Source organism: Alloalcanivorax gelatiniphagus (assembly GCF_005938655.1).
Classification (GTDB): Bacteria; Pseudomonadota; Gammaproteobacteria; order Pseudomonadales; family Alcanivoracaceae; genus Alloalcanivorax; species Alloalcanivorax gelatiniphagus.
The window spans coordinates 34032-53754 of sequence record NZ_VCQT01000045.1; the positions used below are offsets into that span (position 1 = coordinate 34032).

18 protein-coding genes are annotated in these 19723 nt (G+C 67.2%); 9 read left to right on the forward strand and 9 right to left on the reverse strand.

What is annotated here, in order from left to right:
* Nucleotides 1-11: 11 nt before the first annotated feature.
* Complete coding sequence (locus FGS76_RS15875; protein ID WP_138773629.1) at nt 12-686, reverse strand: fumarylacetoacetate hydrolase family protein; 675 nt, start codon at nt 684-686, stop codon at nt 12-14.
* Entirely contained in the window at nt 679-2073 is a 1395-nt protein-coding gene (locus FGS76_RS15880) for an FAD-binding oxidoreductase (protein ID WP_138773630.1), read from the reverse strand. The genes FGS76_RS15875 and FGS76_RS15880 overlap by 8 nt, the downstream gene beginning before the upstream one ends.
* Nucleotides 2074-2188: 115 nt before the next feature.
* Between FGS76_RS15880 and serA the strand changes: the two genes are divergently transcribed.
* The 6 genes from serA (at nt 2189) to FGS76_RS15910 (ending at nt 9016) form a co-directional block, all read left to right on the forward strand.
* Nucleotides 2189-3418: a phosphoglycerate dehydrogenase gene (serA, locus tag FGS76_RS15885; RefSeq protein WP_138773631.1), complete on the forward strand. Its 1230-nt coding sequence runs from the start codon at nt 2189-2191 to the stop codon at nt 3416-3418.
* Nucleotides 3419-3522: 104 nt separating this feature from the next.
* A complete protein-coding gene (locus FGS76_RS15890; RefSeq protein WP_240692573.1) occupies nt 3523-4884 on the forward strand; it encodes a COG3014 family protein in 1362 nt (453 codons plus the stop codon).
* Nucleotides 4881-5270 (forward strand): YcfL family putative periplasmic lipoprotein, encoded by a 390-nt coding sequence (locus FGS76_RS15895; protein WP_138773632.1) that lies wholly within the window; start codon nt 4881-4883, stop codon nt 5268-5270. Before FGS76_RS15890 ends, FGS76_RS15895 begins: the two co-directional genes overlap by 4 nt.
* Nucleotides 5271-5303: 33 nt before the next feature.
* Complete coding sequence (gene lpoB, locus FGS76_RS15900) at nt 5304-5897, forward strand: penicillin-binding protein activator LpoB (RefSeq protein ID WP_138773633.1); 594 nt, start codon at nt 5304-5306, stop codon at nt 5895-5897.
* A 30-nt stretch (nt 5898-5927) separates the two neighbouring features.
* On the forward strand, nt 5928-7238 hold the full coding sequence (locus FGS76_RS15905; RefSeq protein ID WP_138773634.1) for a CsgG/HfaB family protein: 1311 nt from the start codon (nt 5928-5930) through the stop codon (nt 7236-7238).
* Nucleotides 7239-7243: 5 nt separating this feature from the next.
* Nucleotides 7244-9016, forward strand: coding sequence for a monovalent cation:proton antiporter-2 (CPA2) family protein (locus tag FGS76_RS15910; protein ID WP_138773635.1), 1773 nt, complete (start codon nt 7244-7246; stop codon nt 9014-9016).
* Nucleotides 9017-9083: 67 nt separating this feature from the next.
* Here FGS76_RS15910 and FGS76_RS15915 read toward each other — a convergent pair whose 3' ends face one another.
* The 6 genes from FGS76_RS15915 to FGS76_RS15940 all read right to left on the reverse strand — a co-directional run bounded on the left by FGS76_RS15915 (nt 9084) and on the right by FGS76_RS15940 (nt 15677).
* Nucleotides 9084-9515, reverse strand: coding sequence for an SRPBCC family protein (locus FGS76_RS15915; RefSeq protein ID WP_138773636.1), 432 nt, complete (start codon nt 9513-9515; stop codon nt 9084-9086).
* A gap of 96 nt (nt 9516-9611) precedes the next feature.
* The gene (gene ggt / locus FGS76_RS15920) at nt 9612-11312 is read right to left on the reverse strand and encodes a gamma-glutamyltransferase (RefSeq protein ID WP_138773637.1); all 1701 of its coding nucleotides are present in this window, start codon (nt 11310-11312) and stop codon (nt 9612-9614) included.
* A 43-nt stretch (nt 11313-11355) separates the two neighbouring features.
* Nucleotides 11356-11847, reverse strand: coding sequence for a pantetheine-phosphate adenylyltransferase (gene coaD, locus FGS76_RS15925; RefSeq protein WP_138773638.1), 492 nt, complete (start codon nt 11845-11847; stop codon nt 11356-11358).
* Nucleotides 11848-11952: 105 nt separating this feature from the next.
* Nucleotides 11953-13566: a GMC family oxidoreductase gene (locus FGS76_RS15930; RefSeq protein ID WP_138773639.1), complete on the reverse strand. Its 1614-nt coding sequence runs from the start codon at nt 13564-13566 to the stop codon at nt 11953-11955.
* 57 nt (nt 13567-13623) lie between these two features.
* Nucleotides 13624-14187, reverse strand: a complete 564-nt coding sequence (locus FGS76_RS15935) for a Tat pathway signal protein (RefSeq protein WP_138773640.1) — start codon at nt 14185-14187, stop codon at nt 13624-13626.
* A gap of 47 nt (nt 14188-14234) precedes the next feature.
* A complete protein-coding gene (locus FGS76_RS15940) occupies nt 14235-15677 on the reverse strand; it encodes a coniferyl aldehyde dehydrogenase (RefSeq protein ID WP_138773641.1) in 1443 nt (480 codons plus the stop codon).
* 122 nt (nt 15678-15799) lie between these two features.
* Here FGS76_RS15940 and FGS76_RS15945 point away from each other — a divergent pair, with 122 nt between their 5' ends.
* Together FGS76_RS15945 and FGS76_RS15950 are read left to right on the forward strand one after the other, a co-directional pair.
* Nucleotides 15800-16492 (forward strand): TetR/AcrR family transcriptional regulator, encoded by a 693-nt coding sequence (locus FGS76_RS15945; protein WP_138773642.1) that lies wholly within the window; start codon nt 15800-15802, stop codon nt 16490-16492.
* Between the two features lie 29 nt (nt 16493-16521).
* Entirely contained in the window at nt 16522-17823 is a 1302-nt protein-coding gene (locus FGS76_RS15950; protein WP_138773643.1) for a hypothetical protein, read from the forward strand.
* Here FGS76_RS15950 and FGS76_RS15955 read toward each other — a convergent pair.
* Nucleotides 17804-18829 (reverse strand): YheT family hydrolase, encoded by a 1026-nt coding sequence (locus tag FGS76_RS15955; protein WP_138773644.1) that lies wholly within the window; start codon nt 18827-18829, stop codon nt 17804-17806. The two genes, FGS76_RS15950 and FGS76_RS15955, sit on opposite strands and share 20 nt — an antisense overlap.
* A 106-nt stretch (nt 18830-18935) precedes the next feature.
* Here FGS76_RS15955 and FGS76_RS15960 point away from each other — a divergent pair, with 106 nt between their 5' ends.
* Entirely contained in the window at nt 18936-19658 is a 723-nt protein-coding gene (locus FGS76_RS15960; protein WP_138773645.1) for a 16S rRNA (uracil(1498)-N(3))-methyltransferase, read from the forward strand.
* The last annotated feature ends 65 nt before the right edge of the window (nt 19659-19723 follow it).

The window sequence follows — 19723 nt, forward strand, 5'->3', positions numbered from 1 at the left end:
TTGGGCGTCAGTCAGGCTTGAACGCGCCCGAAAACCTGCAGAATATTACCGAGCCGCGCGGTGAAGGTGTCGCCGCCCTGCAGCGGGCCGACGCCGGCGGGGGTGCCGGTAAATACCAGATCGCCGGGTTCGAGACTGAACACCTGATTGATGTCGGCGATCAGATTGAAGGTGGGGAACAGCATCTGGCCGGTGTGGCCGTGCTGGCGCATCTCGCCATTGATCTCCAGCGATACCTCCAGATTCTGCCGCACGGAAATGCCCCGGGCGTCCACGAAACCGGACACCGGCGCGGCGCCGTCGAAGGCCTTGGCCCGTTCCCAGGGCTGGCCCTTTTCCTTCAGCCTGGTCTGCACGTCGCGCAGGGTCAGATCCAGACCGATGCCGTAGGCGGCGATGGAATAGCGGATTTTATCCAGATCGGTTTCCCGGCTCAGCGGCTTGCCGATCATCACCACCATTTCCACTTCATGGTGCACCTCGCCCTGCCCTTCGGGCAGCGCCAGGGGTTCGTGCAGCGTGCACAGGGCATTGGCGCCCTTCATGAACAGCAGCGGTGAGTCCGGTACTTCATTGCCCAGCTCGCGGGCGTGTTCCGCGTAGTTGCGGCCGACGCAGACGATCTTGCCCACCGGAAGATCCATCTCCGAGCCGTCGATCCAGCGATGTACGTAACGCTCAGACATCGAACAGTTTCCCGGGATTCATGATGTTGTTGGGGTCGAACACCGTTTTGATCGCCTTCATGGCGTCGATGTCCTCTTCGCTGCGCGAATAGCCCAGGTAGGGTTTCTTGGTCATGCCCACGCCGTGCTCCGCGGAGATCGAGCCGTTGTAGCGGGCCACGATCTCGAACACCCACTTGGACACCTCTCCGCAGCGCTTGAAGAATTCTTCCTTGGCCAGATCCGCCGGCTTGAGAATATTGAGGTGCATGTTGCCGTCGCCGATATGGCCGAACCAGACGATCTCGAAATCCGGGTAGGCGTCCTGCACCACCTTGTCCACATCCTCGACGAAATCCGGCACCTTGGAGATGGTCACCGAAATATCGTTCTTGTACGGGGTGTGCGGGGCGATGGATTCGGAGATCCGTTCGCGCAGTTGCCACAGCTGCCGCAGCTGCCCCAGGGACTGGCTCATCACCCCGTCCAGCACCCAGCCCTGCTCCACGCAGTGCTCGAAGATCTCCATGGCGCGCTCGCCCACCTGCTCGGAGAGCTGTTCGAATTCCAGCAGGCAGTAGAACGGGCACTCGGTGTCGAACGGCCGCGCCACACCGTGCTCCAGCACATGGGCCATGGCCTTGTCGGAGAAGAACTCGAAGGCGGTCAGGTCGATGTCCTTCTGGAAGGCGTGCAGCACCTTCATGACCTCGCGGAAACCGGGGGCGCCCAGCACCAGGGCGGTCAGGTCCCGGGGCGCCCGGGTCAGGCGCACGGTGGCCTCCACCACGAAGCCCAGGGTGCCCTCCGAGCCAATGAACAGGTGGCGCAGATCGTAGCCGGTGGCGTTCTTGATCAGGCCCTTGTTCAGGTCCAGCAAGTCGCCGCGCCCGGTCACCACCTTGAGGCCGGAGATCCAGTCCCGGGTCATGCCGTAGCGGATCACCTTGATGCCGCCGGCGTTGGTGTTGATATTGCCGCCGATCTGGCTGGAGCCGGCGGAGGCGAAATCCACCGGGTAGAACAGGCCCTGCTGCTCGGCGAATTCCTGCAGCTGCTGGGTGACCAGCCCGGGCTGCACGGTGACGGCCCGGTCGTACTCGTTGAAGTCGAGAATCTTGTTCATGCGGTCGAACGCCACCACCAGCTCGCCGTCGGCGGCCACCGCCGCCGCCGACAGGCCGGTGCGCCCGCCGGAGGGCACCAGCGGCAGGCCGTGCTCATTGGCGATCTCGACGATCTGCTGAACCTCCTCGGCGGTTTCCGGCAGCACCACGGCGCAGGGCGCCGGCGCCCACACCTTGGTCCAGTCCACCCCGTAGCGCGCCGCGCTCTCCGCATCGGTCAGGCAGCGGCTGCCGAGCAGCTCGGTCAATTGGTCCAGCGCGGCGTGGGCCAGGGCGGTCATAGGCAACTCCAGGCTTGTTCAAGTCGACTTGAAGACAACGATAAGCGGGATGGGTCTCATCCGGGGCCGGCTATGATACCATACGCGCCCATTTAACCCGCTACCGAGAGCACCCATGGCCAATACCTCTCTTGAGAAGGACAAGATCCGTATTCTCCTGCTCGAGGGCGTCCACCAGAACGCGGTGGATAATCTGAACGCCAACGGCTATTCCAACGTGGAGCTGCTGCCCACCGCGTTGACCGGCGACGACCTCAAGGAGGCCGTGAAGGACGCCCATGTGATCGGCATCCGTTCGCGCACCCAGCTCACCGAGGACGTGTTCGCCGCCGCCGAGAAGCTGATGGCCGTGGGTTGTTTCTGTATCGGCACCAACCAGGTGGATCTGAACGCCGCCCTCAAGCGCGGTATCCCGGTGTTCAACGCCCCCTACTCCAATACCCGCTCGGTGGCGGAACTGGTGATCGCCCACACCATCAACCTGATGCGCGGCATCCCCGAGAAGAACGCGGTGGCCCACCGGGGTGGCTGGCTCAAGTCCGCCAAGGACAGCTACGAGATCCGGGGCAAGAAGCTGGGCATCGTCGGCTACGGCAACATCGGCGCCCAGGTGTCGGTGCTGGCGGAATCCATGGGCATGAGGGTGTACTTCTACGACGTGGTGCCCAAGCTGCCGCTGGGTAACGCCACCCAGGTGGCCAGCCTCAACGACCTGTTGAGCCTGTCCGACGTGGTCAGCCTGCACGTGCCGGACACCGCCGGCACCCGCTGGATGATCCAGGAAGAACAGATCCGCGCCATGAAGCCCAAGAGCTACCTGATCAACTATGCCCGCGGCAAGGTGGTCGACATCGACGCCCTGGCGGCGGCGATTCAGGACGGCCACCTGCTGGGCGCGGCCATCGACGTGTTCCCGGAAGAGCCGAAGGGCAACAACGACGAATTCGTCAGCCCCCTGCGCGAATTCGACAATGTGATCCTGACCCCGCACATCGGCGGCTCCACCCACGAGGCCCAGGAGAACATCGGCACCGAGGTATCGGAGAAACTGATCCGTTACTCCGACAACGGGTCCACCCTGAGCGCGGTGAATTTCCCGGAGGTGGCGCTGCCGTCGCACCCGGACCTGCACCGGTTGCTGCACATTCACAAGAACATCCCCGGCATTCTCAGCCAGATCAACGCGATCTTCTCCGAGAACGACATCAACATCTGCGGCCAATACCTGCAAACCAATCAGGACATCGGCTACGTGGTGATTGACGTCAACAAGGGCTACAGCCAGCTGGCCCTGGACAAGCTCCGTACCATCGAGGGCACCATCCGCACCCGGGTGCTGTTCTAGCACCCCACCGGCGCGCCGGTGCCTCGACAAGAAACCGGAGTCGGGCTAACTTGCCCACTCCGGTTTTTTATGTCCGATCCCTGGGGAATAAGGATGCCTCGCCCTTGATCTGGTGCTTCACCCGCAATGCGCTGCTCTGCCTGCTGGGCATGGCCCTGTTGTCCGGCTGCGCCACCCGCTCGCTGTTCCAGCCCTATCCGGACCAGGCCCGTGACTGGAAGAACGGCCTGGGCGCCGGTGCCGCGCCGGTGGCGCTGCTCACCAAGGGCGCGGACGGCGCCGACGGCGTGCTCTACCTGCAGGAGCTGGGCCGGGTGGAGCAGCTGGACGGCGACACCGACGCCAGCCAGCAGGCCTTCCGGCGGGCCATCGATGATTACCGCGACACCGACGAACAGGCGCGCCTGCGGGCCAGCGGGCTGGCCGCCAATGCCGGCGCCCTGCTGGTCAACGACAACGCCCGGCCCTATGTGGCGCCGGAGTACGAGCGCATCTACAGCCACGCCTACCAGGCGCTCAACTACTGGCACCAGGGCGACGTGACCGGCACCGCCGTGGAACTGCGCGCCGCTTCCAACGAACAGCAGGTGGCGGCCAACCGGCGCGACCGGGAAATCGCCGAGGCCAAGGAGGAGGCCGACCGCCAGGACCTGGATACCGACCAGTTCGACGGCTACTTCGCCGGCCTGGACGCCGCCGTCGGCGATGTTAAGGCCAGCTTCCAGAACGCCTGGACCTTTTACCTCTCGGCCCTGTTCTGGGAGGCCCACGGCGAGTACAACGACGCCCTGGTGGACTATAAAAAGGCGCTGGAAATCCACCCGACCTCGGACCTGCTCAAGCAAGACGTGACCCGGGTATCCCGGGCCCAGGACGGCCGCCGGCCGCGCGGGCAGGGCCTGGTGGCGGTGCTTTACGAACAGGGCTATGTGCCGCCGCGCCGTGAGTTGAGCCTGCCGATTCCCACCATCCACGGGCTGTTCGCGGTGGCCTTCCCCACCTACTCCGCCGCCGACAAGCCGCGCCCGGCGCCGCTGACCGTGACCACCGGCGACCTCTCCGCCCGCACCGAGGTGCTCACCGACGTGGGCGGCCTGGCCGCCAAACACCTCAAGGAACAATTGCCGGGTATGCTGCTGCGTCAAACCCTGCGCGCCACCGGCAAGTATAATCTGCAGAAAAAGGCCAACGACGATTTCGGGCCGGTGGGCGCGCTGCTTACCCAGCTGTTCAATGTGGTCAGCGAGCGCGCCGATCTGCGTAGCTGGCTGAGCCTGCCCGCCTACGGCCAGGCCACCCGTTTGTTATTGCCCCCCGGCGAGCACCGGCTCCAGTTGAGCACGCCCGGGGGCGGTGCTAGTTTGACCGTGCCCGTGGTGGAAGGCGGGCTCACCGTGATCCACGTGGTATCGCTGCCCGATGGGCTGATCACCCGCGTGTTACCCGTTCAGGAGGGACCGCTATGAAATCCGTTCTTGCGCCGCTTGGCGCGCTGCTGCTGGTGGTGATGCTGGCCGCCTGTTCCAACTCCAACATGGCCCGGCCCGGCGACAACGGCGAGGTGGAACTGCACACCAACAATAGCCTGCTGGGCAACCGCCTGTCGGTGGAAAGGCTGCGGGAAAAAACCGTGGGCGACCTGATGTATGTGCAGGCGACCCTGGAAAACGGCTGGAAGGCTGAACTGGATTTCCAATACAAGATCAAATGGTTCGATAAGGACGGCTTCGAGGTGGCGCCGGAGTCCCAGCCCTGGCGGCAGCTGGTAATGGCCGGGCGCAGCCAGAACAATGTGCAGGCGGTGGCCCCCAACCCCAGCGCCGTGCGTTACGAAATCTGGGTCCGCGAATAATCGCGCCCGGGGTCCATGAAAAAGGAGAAGAGAATGGTTCGCGTACTGTCCCTGGCGGTGCTGTCCCTGGCGTTGCTGTTTACCGGCTGCGCTTCCAAGGTCGATTACGGCGATGCCCAGGCGCGGGAAACCGTGACCACGGATTTCGGCTCCACCGACCTGCAGATGATCGCCGCCAAAATGGTGGACGACATGATGGTGTTTCCGCCGATCGTGGAAATGACCCGCGACCGTCGGCCGGTGATGTTCGTCGACCGGGTCAAGAACAAGACCAGTGAGCATATCGACACCGAATCGATCACCGACACCATCCAGAGCAAGCTGATCAACTCCGGCAAGTTCCGGTTCGTGGACATGTCGGTGGTGGAACGGGTCCGTGAGCAGCTGGAATACCAGCAGGACTCCGGCATGGTGGACCAGTCCACCGCCGCCCAGATGGGCCGCCAGATCGGTGCCGAGTTCATGCTCTATGGCAACCTGTCGTCCATCGTCAAGCGCGACAACAGCACCAAGGACGTGTACTACAAGTTCACCCTGAAGCTGCTCAATATCCAGAGTGGCATCATCGAGTGGTCCGGCGAGAAGGAAATTCGCAAGACCCGTAAACGCAGTCTGTTCGGTCTGTAATCCAGGCCGGCCGGCGCCAGGGAGGTACCCATGTTCAAGCGTTTCTCGTTGTACCGGTTCTGCACGCTGATCGTATTTCTGGCGTTGGCCCTGGCCAGCCCCCTGCAAGCCGCCGCCGACACCGAAACGGTGAAGGCGCGGGGCTACGGGCAGGACCCGGAACAGGCGGTGGTGAATGCCCTGGTGGCGGCGGTGCGCCAGGCCGGCGGGGTCACCCTGGCGGTGGACCCGGCGTTCCGGCGCCAGGTCAGCCAATGGGTGGTCCAGCGCCAGGGTGACGTGACCACCTGGACCGGCACCCGCACCTCGGTGGCGGAGCCGCAGCTGCCCACCCTGGGCAGCCTGAGCAGCTACCGGGTGCTGGACGTGGCCCGGGAAGGCGACGCCCTGTGGCGGGCCAGCGTGGAAGCGGAGATTCTGGTTCACCGGGCCCCGGGTCCGGACCGCTCCCACCTGCCGGCCATCGTGGTGGCGCCGTTCACCACCTCGGACAGCCGTTACAGCCTGGGCCAGACCACCCTGCCCGCCGCCGAGGTACGGTCGCGGCTGCAGGCCGACCTGGTGGAAGCCTTTGCCCAGTCCGGCCGCTTCCGGGTGCTGGACCGGGCCCACCTGGCCGCCCGCGAGGCGGAGCAGGCGATTGTGCGCAACGGCAGCGCCGAGCCCGCCGAATTGGTGCGGCTGGGCAAGGCCAAGGGCGCCGACCTGCTGCTGGTGGGTCAGATCGAAGCCTTCGACATCGGCGACCAGGCGCGCACCTTCTATGGCGCCAGCTTCCAGGGCTATGAACCCTACGTGCGGGTGCGCTACCGGCTGATCGACGCCGCCGGCGGTGAGATTCTGGCGGCGGGCCTGTTCGACTGGCAGCAATCGGAAAGCAGCGTGCGTGATCTGGCCCGGCGCCAGAACCTGGATGACCGTCGCCACCCGGAACGGCTGGCGGATCAGGTCTACCCGCGCATCGCCCGGGCGCTGGCCGGGGTCGCCACCGATACCCTCTATCCGGTGATCGTGCTCAAGGCCGACGGCGACCGGGTTTACCTGAGCCAGGGCCAGGGCCGGCTGGAGAAAGACGAGATCCTGAGTGCCTACCGCCCGGCGGAGACCCTCAAGGACCCGCAAACCGGTATGCCGATCCGCCTGCAAAGCGAGGCCCTGGCCACCCTGCGGGTGGTGGAGGTGCGTCCGGACTACGCGGTGGCACGCCTTACCGACGGTAGCCAGGGGCTTCAGGCCGGTGATCAGGTACGGCCGCCGGCGTCGGAGGAAGGCGCCCTGGCCCAGCCCGCTGGCCAGCCGGACACCCCCGGGTCTTCCGAAAAGCCGCTTTCCTGGGACTGATATCGGTGACCGGCTACTTCAGTCAGGCGCTGGTTCTGCTGGCGGCGGCGGTGCTGCTGCTGCCGCTGTTCCAGCGCCTGGGGCTGGGCAGCATTCTTGGTTATCTGGCCGCCGGCATCCTGATCGGACCGCTGGGCCTGGGGCTGATTCCCGACGCGGAAGCGGTACTGCACTTCGCCGAGCTGGGCGTGGTGCTGATGCTGTTCCTGGTGGGGCTGGAACTGGCGCCGGACCAGCTGTGGGCCCAGCGCAAACGGCTGCTGGGGCTGGGCCTCAGCCAGATGCTGTTCAGTTCCGCCCTGCTGATCGCCTTCTTCATGGTGTGGGGCCAGAACGGGCCGGCCGCCATCGCCATCGGCGCCACCCTGGCGCTGTCGTCCACCGCCTTCGCCGTGCAGATGCTGGTGGAAACCAGCCAGTTGGGCACGCCCCAGGGCCGTAACGCCTTCTCCATTCTGTTGTTCCAGGACCTGGCGGTGATTCCCCTGCTGCTGTTGCTGCCGGTGCTGGCCGGCGGCGACGGTGGCGGCGAGCAGCCGCAACTGCTGATCGGTCTGGGCGCGCTGGTGCTGATGTGGCTGGCCGGCCGCTACCTGCTCAACCCCTGGCTGGCGTGGCTGGCCCGGCTGCACAACCGGGAGTTGATGACCGCCACCGCCTTGCTGCTGGTGCTGGGCGCCGCCGAGTTGATGGACACCCTGCATCTGTCCATGGGCCTGGGGGCGTTCGTGGCCGGCATGCTGCTGGCCAACTCGCCGTTCCGGGAGCAACTGGACACCGACATTCAGCCGTTCAAGGGGCTGTTGCTGGGGCTGTTCTTTATCGCCATCGGCATGACCATGGACCTGCGGCTGCTGGTCAGCGCGCCGCTGCGCATTCTGGCCATGGGCGTGGCGCTGCTGGTGGTCAAGACCCTGGTGCTGATGGTCATCGCCCGGGTCATGAAAGTGGGCTGGCGGGACGCGCTGCGCTTCGGCTTGCTGCTCAGCCAGGGCGGTGAATTCGCTTTCGTGCTGTTTACCCAGGCCGGCGCCCTGGGCCTGTTGGACGAGAGCATGATTGCCCGCCTCAACCTGGTGGTGGCCCTGTCCATGGCGGCCACGCCGCTGCTGCTGAAACTGGTGGCGCGGCTGTGGCCGGCGCCGGCGCGCACCAGCCGGGGGGTGGACGATGAACCGGCGCCCCACGGTCAGCCGCCGGTGATCGTCGCCGGCTTCGGCCGGTTCGGGCAGATCATCGGCCGGATTCTGGTCAACCGGCGGATTCCGTTCACCGCCCTGGATTCCAATCCGGAGCACATTGACACCGTGCGCCGGTTCGGCAACGAGGTGTATTTCGGCGACGTGACGCGGCTGGACCTGCTGCGCACCGCCGGGCTCGACCACGCCCGGGTGATGGTGCTGGCCATCGACGACGTGCAGGCATCCCTGCGCGCGGCGGTGATCATCCGTGAGCACTTCCCGCACATCACCCTGATCGCCCGGGCCCGAGACCGCTACCACGCCTATTCGCTGATGGCCGAGGGCGTCGAGCACGTGATCCGCGAGACCCTGGATTCCAGCCTGCGCGCCGCCCAGACCACCCTGGTGCAGCTGGGCGTGCCGGAAAGCACCTCCATTGAAGTGGTGCGCACCTTCCGGGAAGTGGACGAGCGGTTGCTGCGCGAGCAGTTCCAGCACCGCGACCAGCTCGACAAGCTGATCGAGATCTCCGCCCGGGGCCGGGAGGAACTGGAATCCCTGCTGGCGGCCAGCGCCGACGGCAAGGATCAGCAGTGATCGCGGCTGAAGCCGCTCCCAAGGCGCTATCGACACGATTGTAGGAGCGGCTTCAGCCGCGATCAGATCAAAGCCGCAGTTTGTTCAGCCCCCGCCGGATGCTGCTCTCCAGCGCGGTCTTCACCAGCGGCCCCACCAGCGGCAGCTTGCCGCGAAAGACAATGGTGTATTGCAGCCGTGAGCCGCCGTCGCCGTGGCTGGAAAACACCATCTCGCCCTTGTGATCACGCAGCGGGCTGCCCCGGGTGATGCGGTAGCCGATGCGCTGGTCCGGTTCGAAGTCGGTGACCGTCTCCTCGAACGGCGGCGCCATCGGCAACGGCAGCGCCATGCGGCGCACCGAGCCCACCCCGTTGGGGTCGTCGATGCCGGTTTTCACCCGCCGTACCCGAATCGGACTGAACAGCTCGGACAGGTTTTCGTGCTGGCTGAGATGGTGGAACAGACGATCCACCGGAAACGGAAAGGTCTTGTCGATCTCGATGCGCTGAAGGCCCATGGGCTCCCCCGTTGACGAAACAAACCCGGAGTCTGCCCGCTCACCGGCGCCGCGCCCAGGTTCCAACGGGCCAGACGCCGGTGACGGATGGTCGGCTCAGTGGGCGGCGGCGGCCTGCTTGGCGGGCTGCGCCCCGGCGTTGGCGCGGACTTCGGCGCTGCCGATGGCGCGGGGGTCGGCGGCGGCGGTCACCTGGTCCTTGTCCCGGTCCCAGAGAATCGCCTGCATATTGCCGTAGGTCCGCTCCACCGATACCACGTCGTGGCCGCGCAGGCGCAGGCCCTTGGCCTCCGGGGTGTCCATAAAGGCCGGTTCCGCCTGCACCCGGTCCGGCAGGAACTGGTGGTGGAAGCGTACCCGGGTGACCCAGTCCTCCACCGGCTTGCCGGCGGCGGCCTCCATCACGCCCAGCATCACCATGGTGATGATGCGGCTGCCACCGGGGGTGCCCAGGATCGCCACCCGGTCATCGAACTCCACGAAGGTGGGGGTCATGGACGACAGCGGCCGCTTGCCCGGGGCGATGGCGTTGGCGCGGCTGCCCACCAGGCCATAGGCGTTGGGGCTGCCGGGCTTGGAGGAGAAGTCGTCCATTTCGTTGTTGAGGATCACGCCGGTGCCCGGCGGCATGAAACCGGAGCCGAACGGCAGGTTGATGCTGAGGGTGGCGGCCACCCGGTTGCCGTCCCCGTCGAGCACGGACAGGTGGGTGGTATGGAAGCCTTCCTCGGTGGTCACCGGCTCGCCCAGCTCGCTGCTGGGGGTGGCCCGGTCCAGCTCGATGGAGGCGGCGCGCTCCTTGGCGTAGGAATTGCTCAACAGGTTATCCACAGGCATGTCGACGAAATCCGGATCGCCCAGATAGCGCCCGCGATCCTGGTAGGCGCGCCGCCAGGCTTCCACGGTCAGGTGAGGAAGTAAGTCCTCACTAATCTCGCCCCCATTGAATTGGCTGAGGATGTTCAGGGCTTCCATCATTACGATGCCGCCGGCGGAGGGCGGCGGCGCGCTGATCACCCGGCCGCCGCGGAAGTGCCCGACGATGGGTTGGCGCTCTTTGACCTGATAGTTTTCCAAGTCCTTTTTGGTCCAGATGCCGCCGGCCTGGCGGACACCCTGAACCAGCTTGTCGGCCACCGGGCCCTTATAGAAACCATCACGGCCGTCCTCGGCGATGGCTTCCAGCACCTGGGCCAGATCCGGTTGCTGGATCAGGGTGCCGGTGGCCGGAATGCGGCCGCCATCCAGGAACACGCCGGCGGCCACCGGGTAGCGGTTGAGCACGTCATGGCGGTAGCCCGCCAGGGTGCGATAGTGCTGCTCCACCGGGAAGCCCTCCCGGGCCAGCCGGATCGCCGGCGCCAGGGTCACGGCCAGGGGCAGCTTGCCGTAGTGCCGGGCCAGGTGTTCGAAGGCGGCGGCCTGGCCGGGAATGCCGGCGGCCAGGGGGCCGTTGATCGCGCGGTCGCGCACCACCTCGCCGTTGTCATCCTGGTACATGTCCTCGGTGGCCGCCGCCGGGGCGGTCTCGCGGGCGTCCACCATGGTCTGGAAGCCGTCGCTCTGCCGGTGCAGCAGCCAGAAACCGCCGCCGCCCATGCCCGCCGAGTAGGGCTCCACCACCGCCAGGGCGGCGGCCACCGCCACCGCCGCGTCGAAGGCGTTACCGCCCTGCTCGAGAATCTCGAAGCCGGCCTCGGTGGCCAGCGGATGGGCGCTGGCGATGGCCGCCTTGCCCGGGCCGGCGGCCTGGGCGGTGGCGGTGAACAGCAGGACAAGCAGGATCAACCCGCGCATTCCGATCTCTCCATGATGGGGTTAGCCGATGTGGGTCGCGGTGTTAGCCGCCCCGTTGCTGCTTCTTCAGTTCCAGCGCCTCGACCACATGGGGCGGCACGAAGTTGCGCACATCGCCGTCCAGCAGGGCGATCTCACGGACCAGGGAGCTGGAAATGAACGACAGATGCTCCGCCGGGGTCAGGAACACGGTTTCCAGCTCCGGCGCCAGTTGCCGGTTCATGTTGGCGAGCTGGAATTCGTACTCGAAGTCACTGACCGCGCGCAGGCCGCGCAGCAGGATATTGGCGTTCTGTTCCCGGCAAAAATGCGCCAGCAGGCGGGAGAAACCCACCACTTCCACGTTGTCCAGGTGGCCGATGCTGTCTTCCACCAGCTTGACCCGCTCGTTGACCGTGAACAGGGGGCCCTTTTTCTCGCTGGCGGCGATCGCCACCACCACCTCGTCGAACATCTTCGAGGCGCGTTCGATCAGGTCCTTGTGGCCATTGGTGATGGGGTCGAAGGTACCCGGGTAGATCACACGATTGGTCATGTCCGGCTCGCTTTGTCCAAACGGAGGGCGCAAGCATAACGCAAGCGCCGCCCGAGTGCAGGGGGGCCGGAACGGCGGGTGGGTGCGGGCCGGGACGGCCGCTGCTCAGGCCGGTTTCAGGCGGTCCGCCAGGGCCTGGGCGTTGCGCGCGGTCAGGCCATAAATGGAGAGCTGCGGGTTCACCCCCAGGCTGGTGGGGAACACGGAGCCGTCGAACACGTACAGGTTGTCCAGATGCCGGTAGCGGCCCTGGCTGTCCACCAGCCCGTGTTGCTCGTCGCCCATGGCGCAGCCGCCCATCACATGGGCGCTGCCCAGGGCCACTTCCAGGGGCGCATAGGGCAGGTTCGCCATCGCCTCGCGGGCCTGTTTCCAGTTGTCGTAGTAAGGGGCGCGGATGTGGCCGGGCCGCACCGCCCGGGCGCCGGCGGCGAACTGCATTTCCACCTGGCTGAGCAGGCTGCGGCGGGCGCCGTCCAGCACATAGTCGCTGAGCGGATATTCGAGCTGGGGCTCGCCGTTGTCGCGCAGGCTCACGGTGCCGCCGGGGCTGTCCTCGTGGAAGCCGTCACGCAGCAGGGCGATGGACCCCGCCAGCCGGGGCAGTTCGGTGATCTGCTCGCGGGCCAGGTCGCCGAAGCCGCCCAGCAGGGCGGCGGTGAGGCCCGGGTGCAGCGGCATCATTTCCAGCTTGTAGCCGATGGCGCCGTCCACCCCGTCGGCGAAGGTGAACTGGTCGGAGTGCAGGGACTGGGGGGCGCCGTAGTACGGCGCCACTTCGTCCTGATAGTGGCCGAAGGCGAAACTGGTGACGTGCAGGAAGGTGCGCTTGCCGACCCGCTCCGCCGGGTCCGGGGCCTCGGAGCGCAGCAGCAGCGCCGGGGTCTGAATGCCGCCGCCGGCGGCGATCACGGTGGGCGCGCGCACCGTGAGCAGGCCGCCGGTGGGCTGTTTGCGGTGATCCAGGGGGCGCACTTCCACGGCGGTGACCCGCCGGCCGTCGTGGATCAGGCGCTCGGCGCGGGCGCTGTGGATCAGGGTGGCGCCGGCGTCCATGGCCGCCGGCAGGGTGGTGACCAGCATCGACTGTTTGGCGTTGGTGGGGCAGCCCATGCCGCAGTAGCCGATGTTCCAGCAGCCGCGCACGTTGCGGGGAATCACCGACCAGTCCCAGCCGAGCTTTTCGCAGCCGCGCTTGATCACATCGTTGTTGGCGTTGGGCGGCATCGCCCAGGGTTCCACGCCGAGCCGCTGCTCCATGCGCTGGAAGTACGGGTCCAGATCGGCGCGGCTGGTGCCGGTGACGCCGAACCGTTGGCGCCAGTGATCCAGGGTTTCCTTGGGGGTGCGGAAGCTGGAGGTCCAGTTGACCACCGTGGTGCCGCCCACGGTGCGCCCCTGCAGGATGGTGATGGCGCCGTCCTTGGTGGCGCGCAGGGTGCCCTCCTGATACAGCTGCCGGTAGGCGTCGCCCTCGTTCAGGGTGAAGTCCCGGGAGCCGCGCAGCCGCCCGGCCTCGATCAGGATCACCTTGAGGCCCCGCTGGGCCAGGATCTCGGCGCTGACCCCGCCGCCGGCGCCGGTGCCGATGATCACCACATCGGCTTCCAGGGTGCGCTCGCCGGTCTCGGTGGCGCCGTCGATCACCGACCACTTGTCGCCGGCGTCGGCCCAGGGGTCGGAGATGTTATCAATCTTCAGTGAGGACAGGTCCTGCATGGCAAGGGCTCCGCTGACAGCGAAAAAGGGGAGTAAAAACAGCCGCTAAGGGACGATTCAGGCGGTTTTTGCCGCCAGATTGCGCGGCGGGCCCGGGTATCCGGTGGTCCGACCCGCCTCCGGGGTGACGTACCAGGCCATCATCAGCGGCTGGGTAAGGCCCTTGAAGGCGAGGCGGGCGAAGCCGCCGTCGTTGTCGGCCCAGGCGGTCAGGGTGGCGCGCAGCTGTTCCGGGTCCTGGTCGGCGAAGTGCGCCCAGGTACCGGTGAGCCACCAGCGGGCGGCGCCCAGTTGCAGCAGATCAAGCAGTTGGAACAGTTGGCCACGGGCGCCGTCGGAGCCGCCGGCCAGCAGCCGGTCGAAGGCGGCCAGGGCCTGGTCCGGGCCGGCGCCGGGCACCGCTTCCAGGCCGCCGGCCAGCAGCGGCGCCATCAGCGGCCGCAGCAGCTCCAGGTCTTTCTGGCGCAGGTATTCGAAGCCGGAGGCCGGGCCCGGGTCACCGCTGCAGCCGGTGAGCAGCCCGGCGCCGCCGGCGCCCAGGGTCAGGGCGGCACCGCCCCAGAACCCCAGTTTCAGGAAGCCACGGCGGCTGACGCCGCCGGAGAGAGAGGCCTGTGTCATGGCATCACCCTTGTTCTTGTTGTTGTCGCGCGGTCGCGGGCGGCCGCTTACTTGAGCATGAATTTATAGACTAGCTTGTGCATGCCCCGGCCATAGGGCGGCAGGATGTGCTTGGTGGCGTTCATCTTGCCCTTCTTGTAGACGCCCTTGGCCTTGGAGAAGGTCAGGAAACCCTCCGGCCCGTGGTAATGGCCCATGCCCGACGGGCCGATGCCGCCGAACGGAATGTCGTCCACGCCCACCTGGGTGATGGTGTCGTTGAGGCAGACACCGCCGGCGTGGGTGTTGCGCAGCACGTGGTCGCCGTTGTCGCTGTTCCAGTCGAAGTAGTACAGCGCCAGCGGCCGGGGCCGGTCGTTGACGTAGTCCAGGGCGTCGTCGAGGGTCTTGTAGGGCACCACCAGCATCAGCGGGCCGAAGATCTCGTCGCTGGCGATCTTCATGTCGTCGTTGACGTCCAGCACCAGGGTATGGGGAATCTTGCGGCTGCCGGTGAGGTCCTCGTTGGCCGGGTTGATCTCGACGATGCGCGCGCCCTTTTCACGGGCGTCGTCCAGATAGCCGCGCAGGCGCTGGTACTGGCGCTCGTTGATGATGCTGGTGTAATCCGGGTTGTCGCGCAGGGTCGGATAGAGCTGGTTGATCTGCGCGGTCCAGGCGTCCACGAATTCGTCCACCCGTTGTTCCGGGCAGAGAATGTAGTCCGGCGCCACGCAGGTCTGGCCGCTGTTCAGGCACTTGCCGAAGGCGATGCGCTCGGCGGCGTCCTTCATGGGAAAGTCCTGGCCGATGATGCAGGGGCTCTTGCCGCCCAGTTCCAGGGTTACCGGGGTCAGGTTCTCGGCGGCGGCGCGCATGATGTGCCGGCCCACCGAGGTGGAGCCGGTGAACAGCAGATGGTCGAACGCCAGGGTGGAGAAGGCCGCGCCCACGTCCACCTCGCCGTTGATCACCGCCACCTGGTCCTCGTCGAAGGTCTGGCCAATCAGCTCCTCCAGCAGGGCGCCGGTGCGTGGCGTGGACTCGCTCATCTTGATCATCACCCGGTTGCCGGCGGCCAGCGCCGACAGCAACGGGCCGATGGCCAGATAGAGCGGGTAGTTCCAGGGCACGATGATGCCCACCACGCCCAGGGGCTGGTATTCCACCCACACCTTGCCGGGCCATTGGGCGGCGCCCACCTTGCGCTTGGACGGCTTCATCCATTTACGCAGGTGTTTGGCGTTGTACTTGATGCCTTCCACGCTGGTGAGCAGTTCCGCCAGCTTGGTTTCGTCGGCGGAGCGGTTGCCGAAGTCGGCGTTGAGCGCCGCGATCCAGGCGTCCATGTTGTCCAGCAACATGGGCTTGAGGCGCTGGATATGCTCGGCGCGCTGCTCCGCGGAGGGAAAGGGATGTTGTCGACAGGCACTCTTCTGCGCATCGAAAATCCGCTTCATGCGTTCGATGTGAGCCTGGCCGGTTTGGAATTCTTTTATCTCGGCGACCATAATGCGCCTCCCTGGACGATGATGAGACTGCTCCCGATCTTTAGAGTAATTACTCTAGGGGTCAATACGCGATGCGTTAAAGCGGTTGTCTCCGCCCTGTTTATCCGCCAAATTGGCCCGTTATGACCGATACCAAGACGCGCATCCTGGATACCGCCCTGCGCCTGTTCAACCGGCAGGGGGAACGCAACGTCACCACCAATCACATCGCCGGGGAGCTGGGCATCAGCCCGGGCAACCTCTATTACCACTACCGCAACAAGACCGCCATCGTGGCGGCCCTGTTCGACCGCTATCAGGCCCATCTGCGTACCCTGCTCACGGTGCCGGCGGGGCCGCTGCAGTGGGAAGACAAGATGCGCTACTTCGAGGGCATCCTGGAGTCCATGTGGGAGGGCCGTTTTCTGCATCGTGATCTGGCCCATTTTCTCCATCAGGACCCGGCCCTGCGTGAGCGCTACAAGGTGTTCGTGGAAGACAGTCTGGCCCGGGGCCTGGAAATCTACCGGCGCCTGCGCGACAGCGGCCTGATCGAGGCCAGCGACGAGGAGCTGCGGGCGCTGCTGGTCAACACCTGGGTGCTGGCGGCCTCCTGGTCCGGCTTTACCCATGGCCTGAACCCGGACATCGCCGGCGACGAGACCCTGGACCGGCGCCTGCTGCGCCAGGGCATCTATCAGATCATCTGCCTTGAGGCCCCGTTCCTGCGCGGCGAGGCGCTGCGCCACCTGGACACCATCAAGAGTGAGTATCGGATCGACGAGACCGCGCTGGACCGCCTGTTCGGCGCCGCCGGTCGGGTACGCCCGGAGTGAGCGGCGCCGACAGGAAAAGCCCGGCGTGGGTGCTGCGCTCGCTGTTCGCCTGGTTGGCGCTGGTGGCCGCGGTGTTGTTGCCGCTGCCCGGCGCCGGCCCGGTGGCGGCGCTGGCGGTGACCGTCGCCATGCTGCTGGGCTGGCGGGATCTGCGGCCGGTGGCGCGCATGCTGCTGTTGCTGATGCTGGCGGCGGGTCTGGCCGCCGCGGTGCTGGAACCCCAGGCCCTGCGCGAGGGCGTGCGCAACATGGCGGTGCTGATCGGGCTGATTATTTCGGTGATCCTGCTGTCGGCGGTGCTGAGCCGTTCCCGGGATCTGGCGCGGCTTTCCTCAAGCCTGTTCGGCGGCCGCCCGCTGACCCGCTACTACAGCCTGACCTTTGGCACCGCCTTTCTGTCGATCCCGCTCAACTTCGGTGCCGTGGGCGTGGTCGCCGCCCTGGTCGCCGACCGCATCAACAGCCGGGGCCATTCCGAGCGCACCCGCAATGCGGCCCGCGCCACCCTGCGCGGCTTCGCCGCCGCGCCCCTGTGTTCGCCGCTGTCGATCTCGGTGGCGGTGGTGCTGACCTTCCTGCCCGGCCTGCAAGGCTGGCAATTGATCGGCATGGGGTTGCCGGTGGCGGTGCTGTTCCTGCTCGCCGGCGCCCTGTTCCGCGAGCCGGAGCCGGCGGCCATCGGCGACGAAGCGGAGACCCACAGCGCGGGTGCCGGCCCCTGGCTGCGCTTCACCGGGCTGATCGGCGTGATCTGCGCCGGCACCCTGACGCTCAGCGCCGGCGCCGGCCTCAGCTATCCCCGGGCGGTCACGTTGAGCTGTCTGGCGGTGGTGGTGGCCGGCCTGGCGTGGGCCTGGTGGCGCGGTGAACGCACCGCCCCGCCGTCGCTGGCGCCGGCTTCCAATGAGCTGGTGATCGTGGGTGCCTCCGCCTTTCTCGGCGCGCTGGTCAGCGCCCTGGCGGAACACCACCTCAGCGCCGGCCTGGCCTTGCCCGGCTGGGGCTACCCGCTGGCGGCGCTGCTGGTGCCCTGGGTGTTCTATGCCGCCGGCATGGCGGGCTTCAACCCGATTCTCACCGGCACCCTGGTGGGCGCCCTGCTGGGGCCGATCTGGCCGCCGTCGGCGATCCAGGCGCTGGGCCTGTCGATGGTGTGCGGCTGGGCGATGACCGGGGTGAGCACTCCCTATGCGGCCAACGTGCTGCTGCTGGAACGCTTCACCGGTTACCCGGCCTGGCGCACCGCGGTGCTTTGGAACCGGGCCCTGGCGATCACCGTGATGCTGGGCGGCGGCGTGCTCGCCGCCCTGCTCACCCTGCTGCTGGTGTAGCGCCGGTGGTGACCCGGCCGCCGGTGAGCCCGGCGGCGAACGCGGTCAGACGCCGCTCCAGCCAGTAGTCCGGATGGCGGGGGCTGCCGGTGATGAACCCCACATGGCCGCCCTGGGGGCTCAGCTCCAGGGTCACGCCGGGGCCCAGATCCTCCCGGGCGGGCAGCACCGCCGTGGTCATGAACGGATCGTCCTCGGCCTGGATCATCAGGGTCGGTGTGCGGATCGCCGCCAGCCGGGAACCGGCGGAGCACTCGGCGTAGTAATGGGCGGCGTCGCGGAAGCCGTACAGCGGCGCGATCACCTGATCATCGAACTGCCAGAATGAGCGGATGCCTTTCAGGTTCAGGGCCGCCAGCCGCCGGGCCTGATCCGGCGCCACCTTTTGCAGATGGCGGTGCTGACGTTGCAGGTTGTCGAGCAGCGCCTTGATCAGGTGGCGCCGGTACAGCCGCGACAGGCCCCGGTCCATGCGATCCGCGCACACCGCCAGGTTCAGCGGCGTGCAGACACTCACCGCCGCGCTCAGGGTGCCGCTGTCACGGCGCGCCAGCCAGTTGAGCAGACGGCTGCCGCCCAGGGACACGCCGATGGCCAGCAGCGGGCCGTGCCGGTCCTCGGCGCGCAGGTGGCGGAACACCGCGTCCAGGTCGTCGGTCTCGCCGGCGTGGTAGCTCAGGGCGGTGTCGTTGGGGGCGGCGGCGCCCCGGGAATTGATCGCCACCGAGGCGATGCCCGCCGCCGCCAGCCGCGCCTGGGTGCCCCGGATATAGTGGGAATCGCTGCAACCGGACAGGCCGTGCAGCAGCACCACGCGCAGGTCACCGGCTTGCGGTTCCGGGCCGGCCCGGTCCAGCAGCAGGTGGTCGCCGTCGTCCAGCGTCAGCGTCTCGCGGCGCCGGGACAGATGGTCGGCGCGCCGCACCAGCGGCCCCCACAGGGTCTGCAGATGCGGCGAGCGCAACCAGGGCGGCGCGCGAAACGGCGCCTCGACGATTTCGGCCATCGACGGTGTTCCTTATCCCGGCAAGATTGGGGGGCGGTTATGGTAGCCTTTAGCGCCGGCCGCGTCCGCTTTGCCCACAGATCCTATCAGCCCCCGGGGGGAATCCATGAGCCGCCGTTTTTTCGATGATCAGCCGTTCACCGCCCAGCAGGCCGTGGCCCTGGGCGCCGGTCCCAGCCATCACATCGGCAAGGTGCTGCGCATGGCCCCGGGCGAGGCGGTGACCCTGTTCAACGGCGAGGGCGGCGAATGGTCGGCGGTGCTGGAGGAGGTGGGCAAGAAGGCGGTGGTCGCCCGCCCCCTGGAATTCACCGACATCGACCGGGCCGGCCCCTTGCCGGTGACCCTTGGGCTGCCGCTGATCAAGGGCGACCGCATGGACTACGCCCTGCAGAAAGCCACCGAACTGGGGGTGGCGGCGATCCGGGTGCTGGACACCGAGCGCACCGAGGTGCGGCTCAAGGGCGAGCGGGCGGCGAAAAAGGCGGAGCACTGGCGGCAGGTGGTGATCAGCGCCTGCGAGCAGTGCGGGCTGAACCGGCCGCCGCCGGTGGATGGCCCGCTGCCGCTGGAGACGTTTCTGGCCGAGGCCCGGGGGCTGGCGCTGATCGCCCACCCCGGCGAGGCGCCGCTGGCGGCAAGCGCACTGCGCGACGCCGAGGCGGTGACCCTGTTGACCGGCCCTGAAGGGGGCTTTTCCGACCCGGAACTGGAGGCCGCCCGGGACGCCGGATTCCTGCCATTTGCACTGGGTGAACGGGTACTGCGGGCGGAAACCGCGCCTGTGGCCTTGTTGGCGTCCCTGTGGGCGGTACGGGCCCTGGCCTGAGTGCCTAGTGCTGGTGCGCGCCGGGAGCGGTGCGCGCCAATTGGGGGACGCGGCACCTACCCGTG

What these genes read in the sequence shown, in the direction of transcription:
- FGS76_RS15875 (WP_138773629.1), bottom strand. Translation starts at nt 686, where the DNA reads ATGTCTGAGCGTTACGTACATCGCTGGATCGACGGCTCGGAGATGGAT.
- FGS76_RS15880 (WP_138773630.1), bottom strand. Translation starts at nt 2,073, where the DNA reads ATGACCGCCCTGGCCCACGCCGCGCTGGACCAATTGACCGAGCTGCTC.
- serA (WP_138773631.1), top strand. Translation starts at nt 2,189, where the DNA reads ATGGCCAATACCTCTCTTGAGAAGGACAAGATCCGTATTCTCCTGCTC.
- FGS76_RS15895 (WP_138773632.1), top strand. Translation starts at nt 4,881, where the DNA reads ATGAAATCCGTTCTTGCGCCGCTTGGCGCGCTGCTGCTGGTGGTGATG.
- lpoB (WP_138773633.1), top strand. Translation starts at nt 5,304, where the DNA reads ATGGTTCGCGTACTGTCCCTGGCGGTGCTGTCCCTGGCGTTGCTGTTT.
- FGS76_RS15905 (WP_138773634.1), top strand. Translation starts at nt 5,928, where the DNA reads ATGTTCAAGCGTTTCTCGTTGTACCGGTTCTGCACGCTGATCGTATTT.
- FGS76_RS15915 (WP_138773636.1), bottom strand. Translation starts at nt 9,515, where the DNA reads ATGGGCCTTCAGCGCATCGAGATCGACAAGACCTTTCCGTTTCCGGTG.
- ggt (WP_138773637.1), bottom strand. Translation starts at nt 11,312, where the DNA reads ATGCGCGGGTTGATCCTGCTTGTCCTGCTGTTCACCGCCACCGCCCAG.
- coaD (WP_138773638.1), bottom strand. Translation starts at nt 11,847, where the DNA reads ATGACCAATCGTGTGATCTACCCGGGTACCTTCGACCCCATCACCAAT.
- FGS76_RS15930 (WP_138773639.1), bottom strand. Translation starts at nt 13,566, where the DNA reads ATGCAGGACCTGTCCTCACTGAAGATTGATAACATCTCCGACCCCTGG.
- FGS76_RS15935 (WP_138773640.1), bottom strand. Translation starts at nt 14,187, where the DNA reads ATGACACAGGCCTCTCTCTCCGGCGGCGTCAGCCGCCGTGGCTTCCTG.
- FGS76_RS15940 (WP_138773641.1), bottom strand. Translation starts at nt 15,677, where the DNA reads ATGGTCGCCGAGATAAAAGAATTCCAAACCGGCCAGGCTCACATCGAA.
- FGS76_RS15945 (WP_138773642.1), top strand. Translation starts at nt 15,800, where the DNA reads ATGACCGATACCAAGACGCGCATCCTGGATACCGCCCTGCGCCTGTTC.
- FGS76_RS15955 (WP_138773644.1), bottom strand. Translation starts at nt 18,829, where the DNA reads ATGGCCGAAATCGTCGAGGCGCCGTTTCGCGCGCCGCCCTGGTTGCGC.
- FGS76_RS15960 (WP_138773645.1), top strand. Translation starts at nt 18,936, where the DNA reads ATGAGCCGCCGTTTTTTCGATGATCAGCCGTTCACCGCCCAGCAGGCC.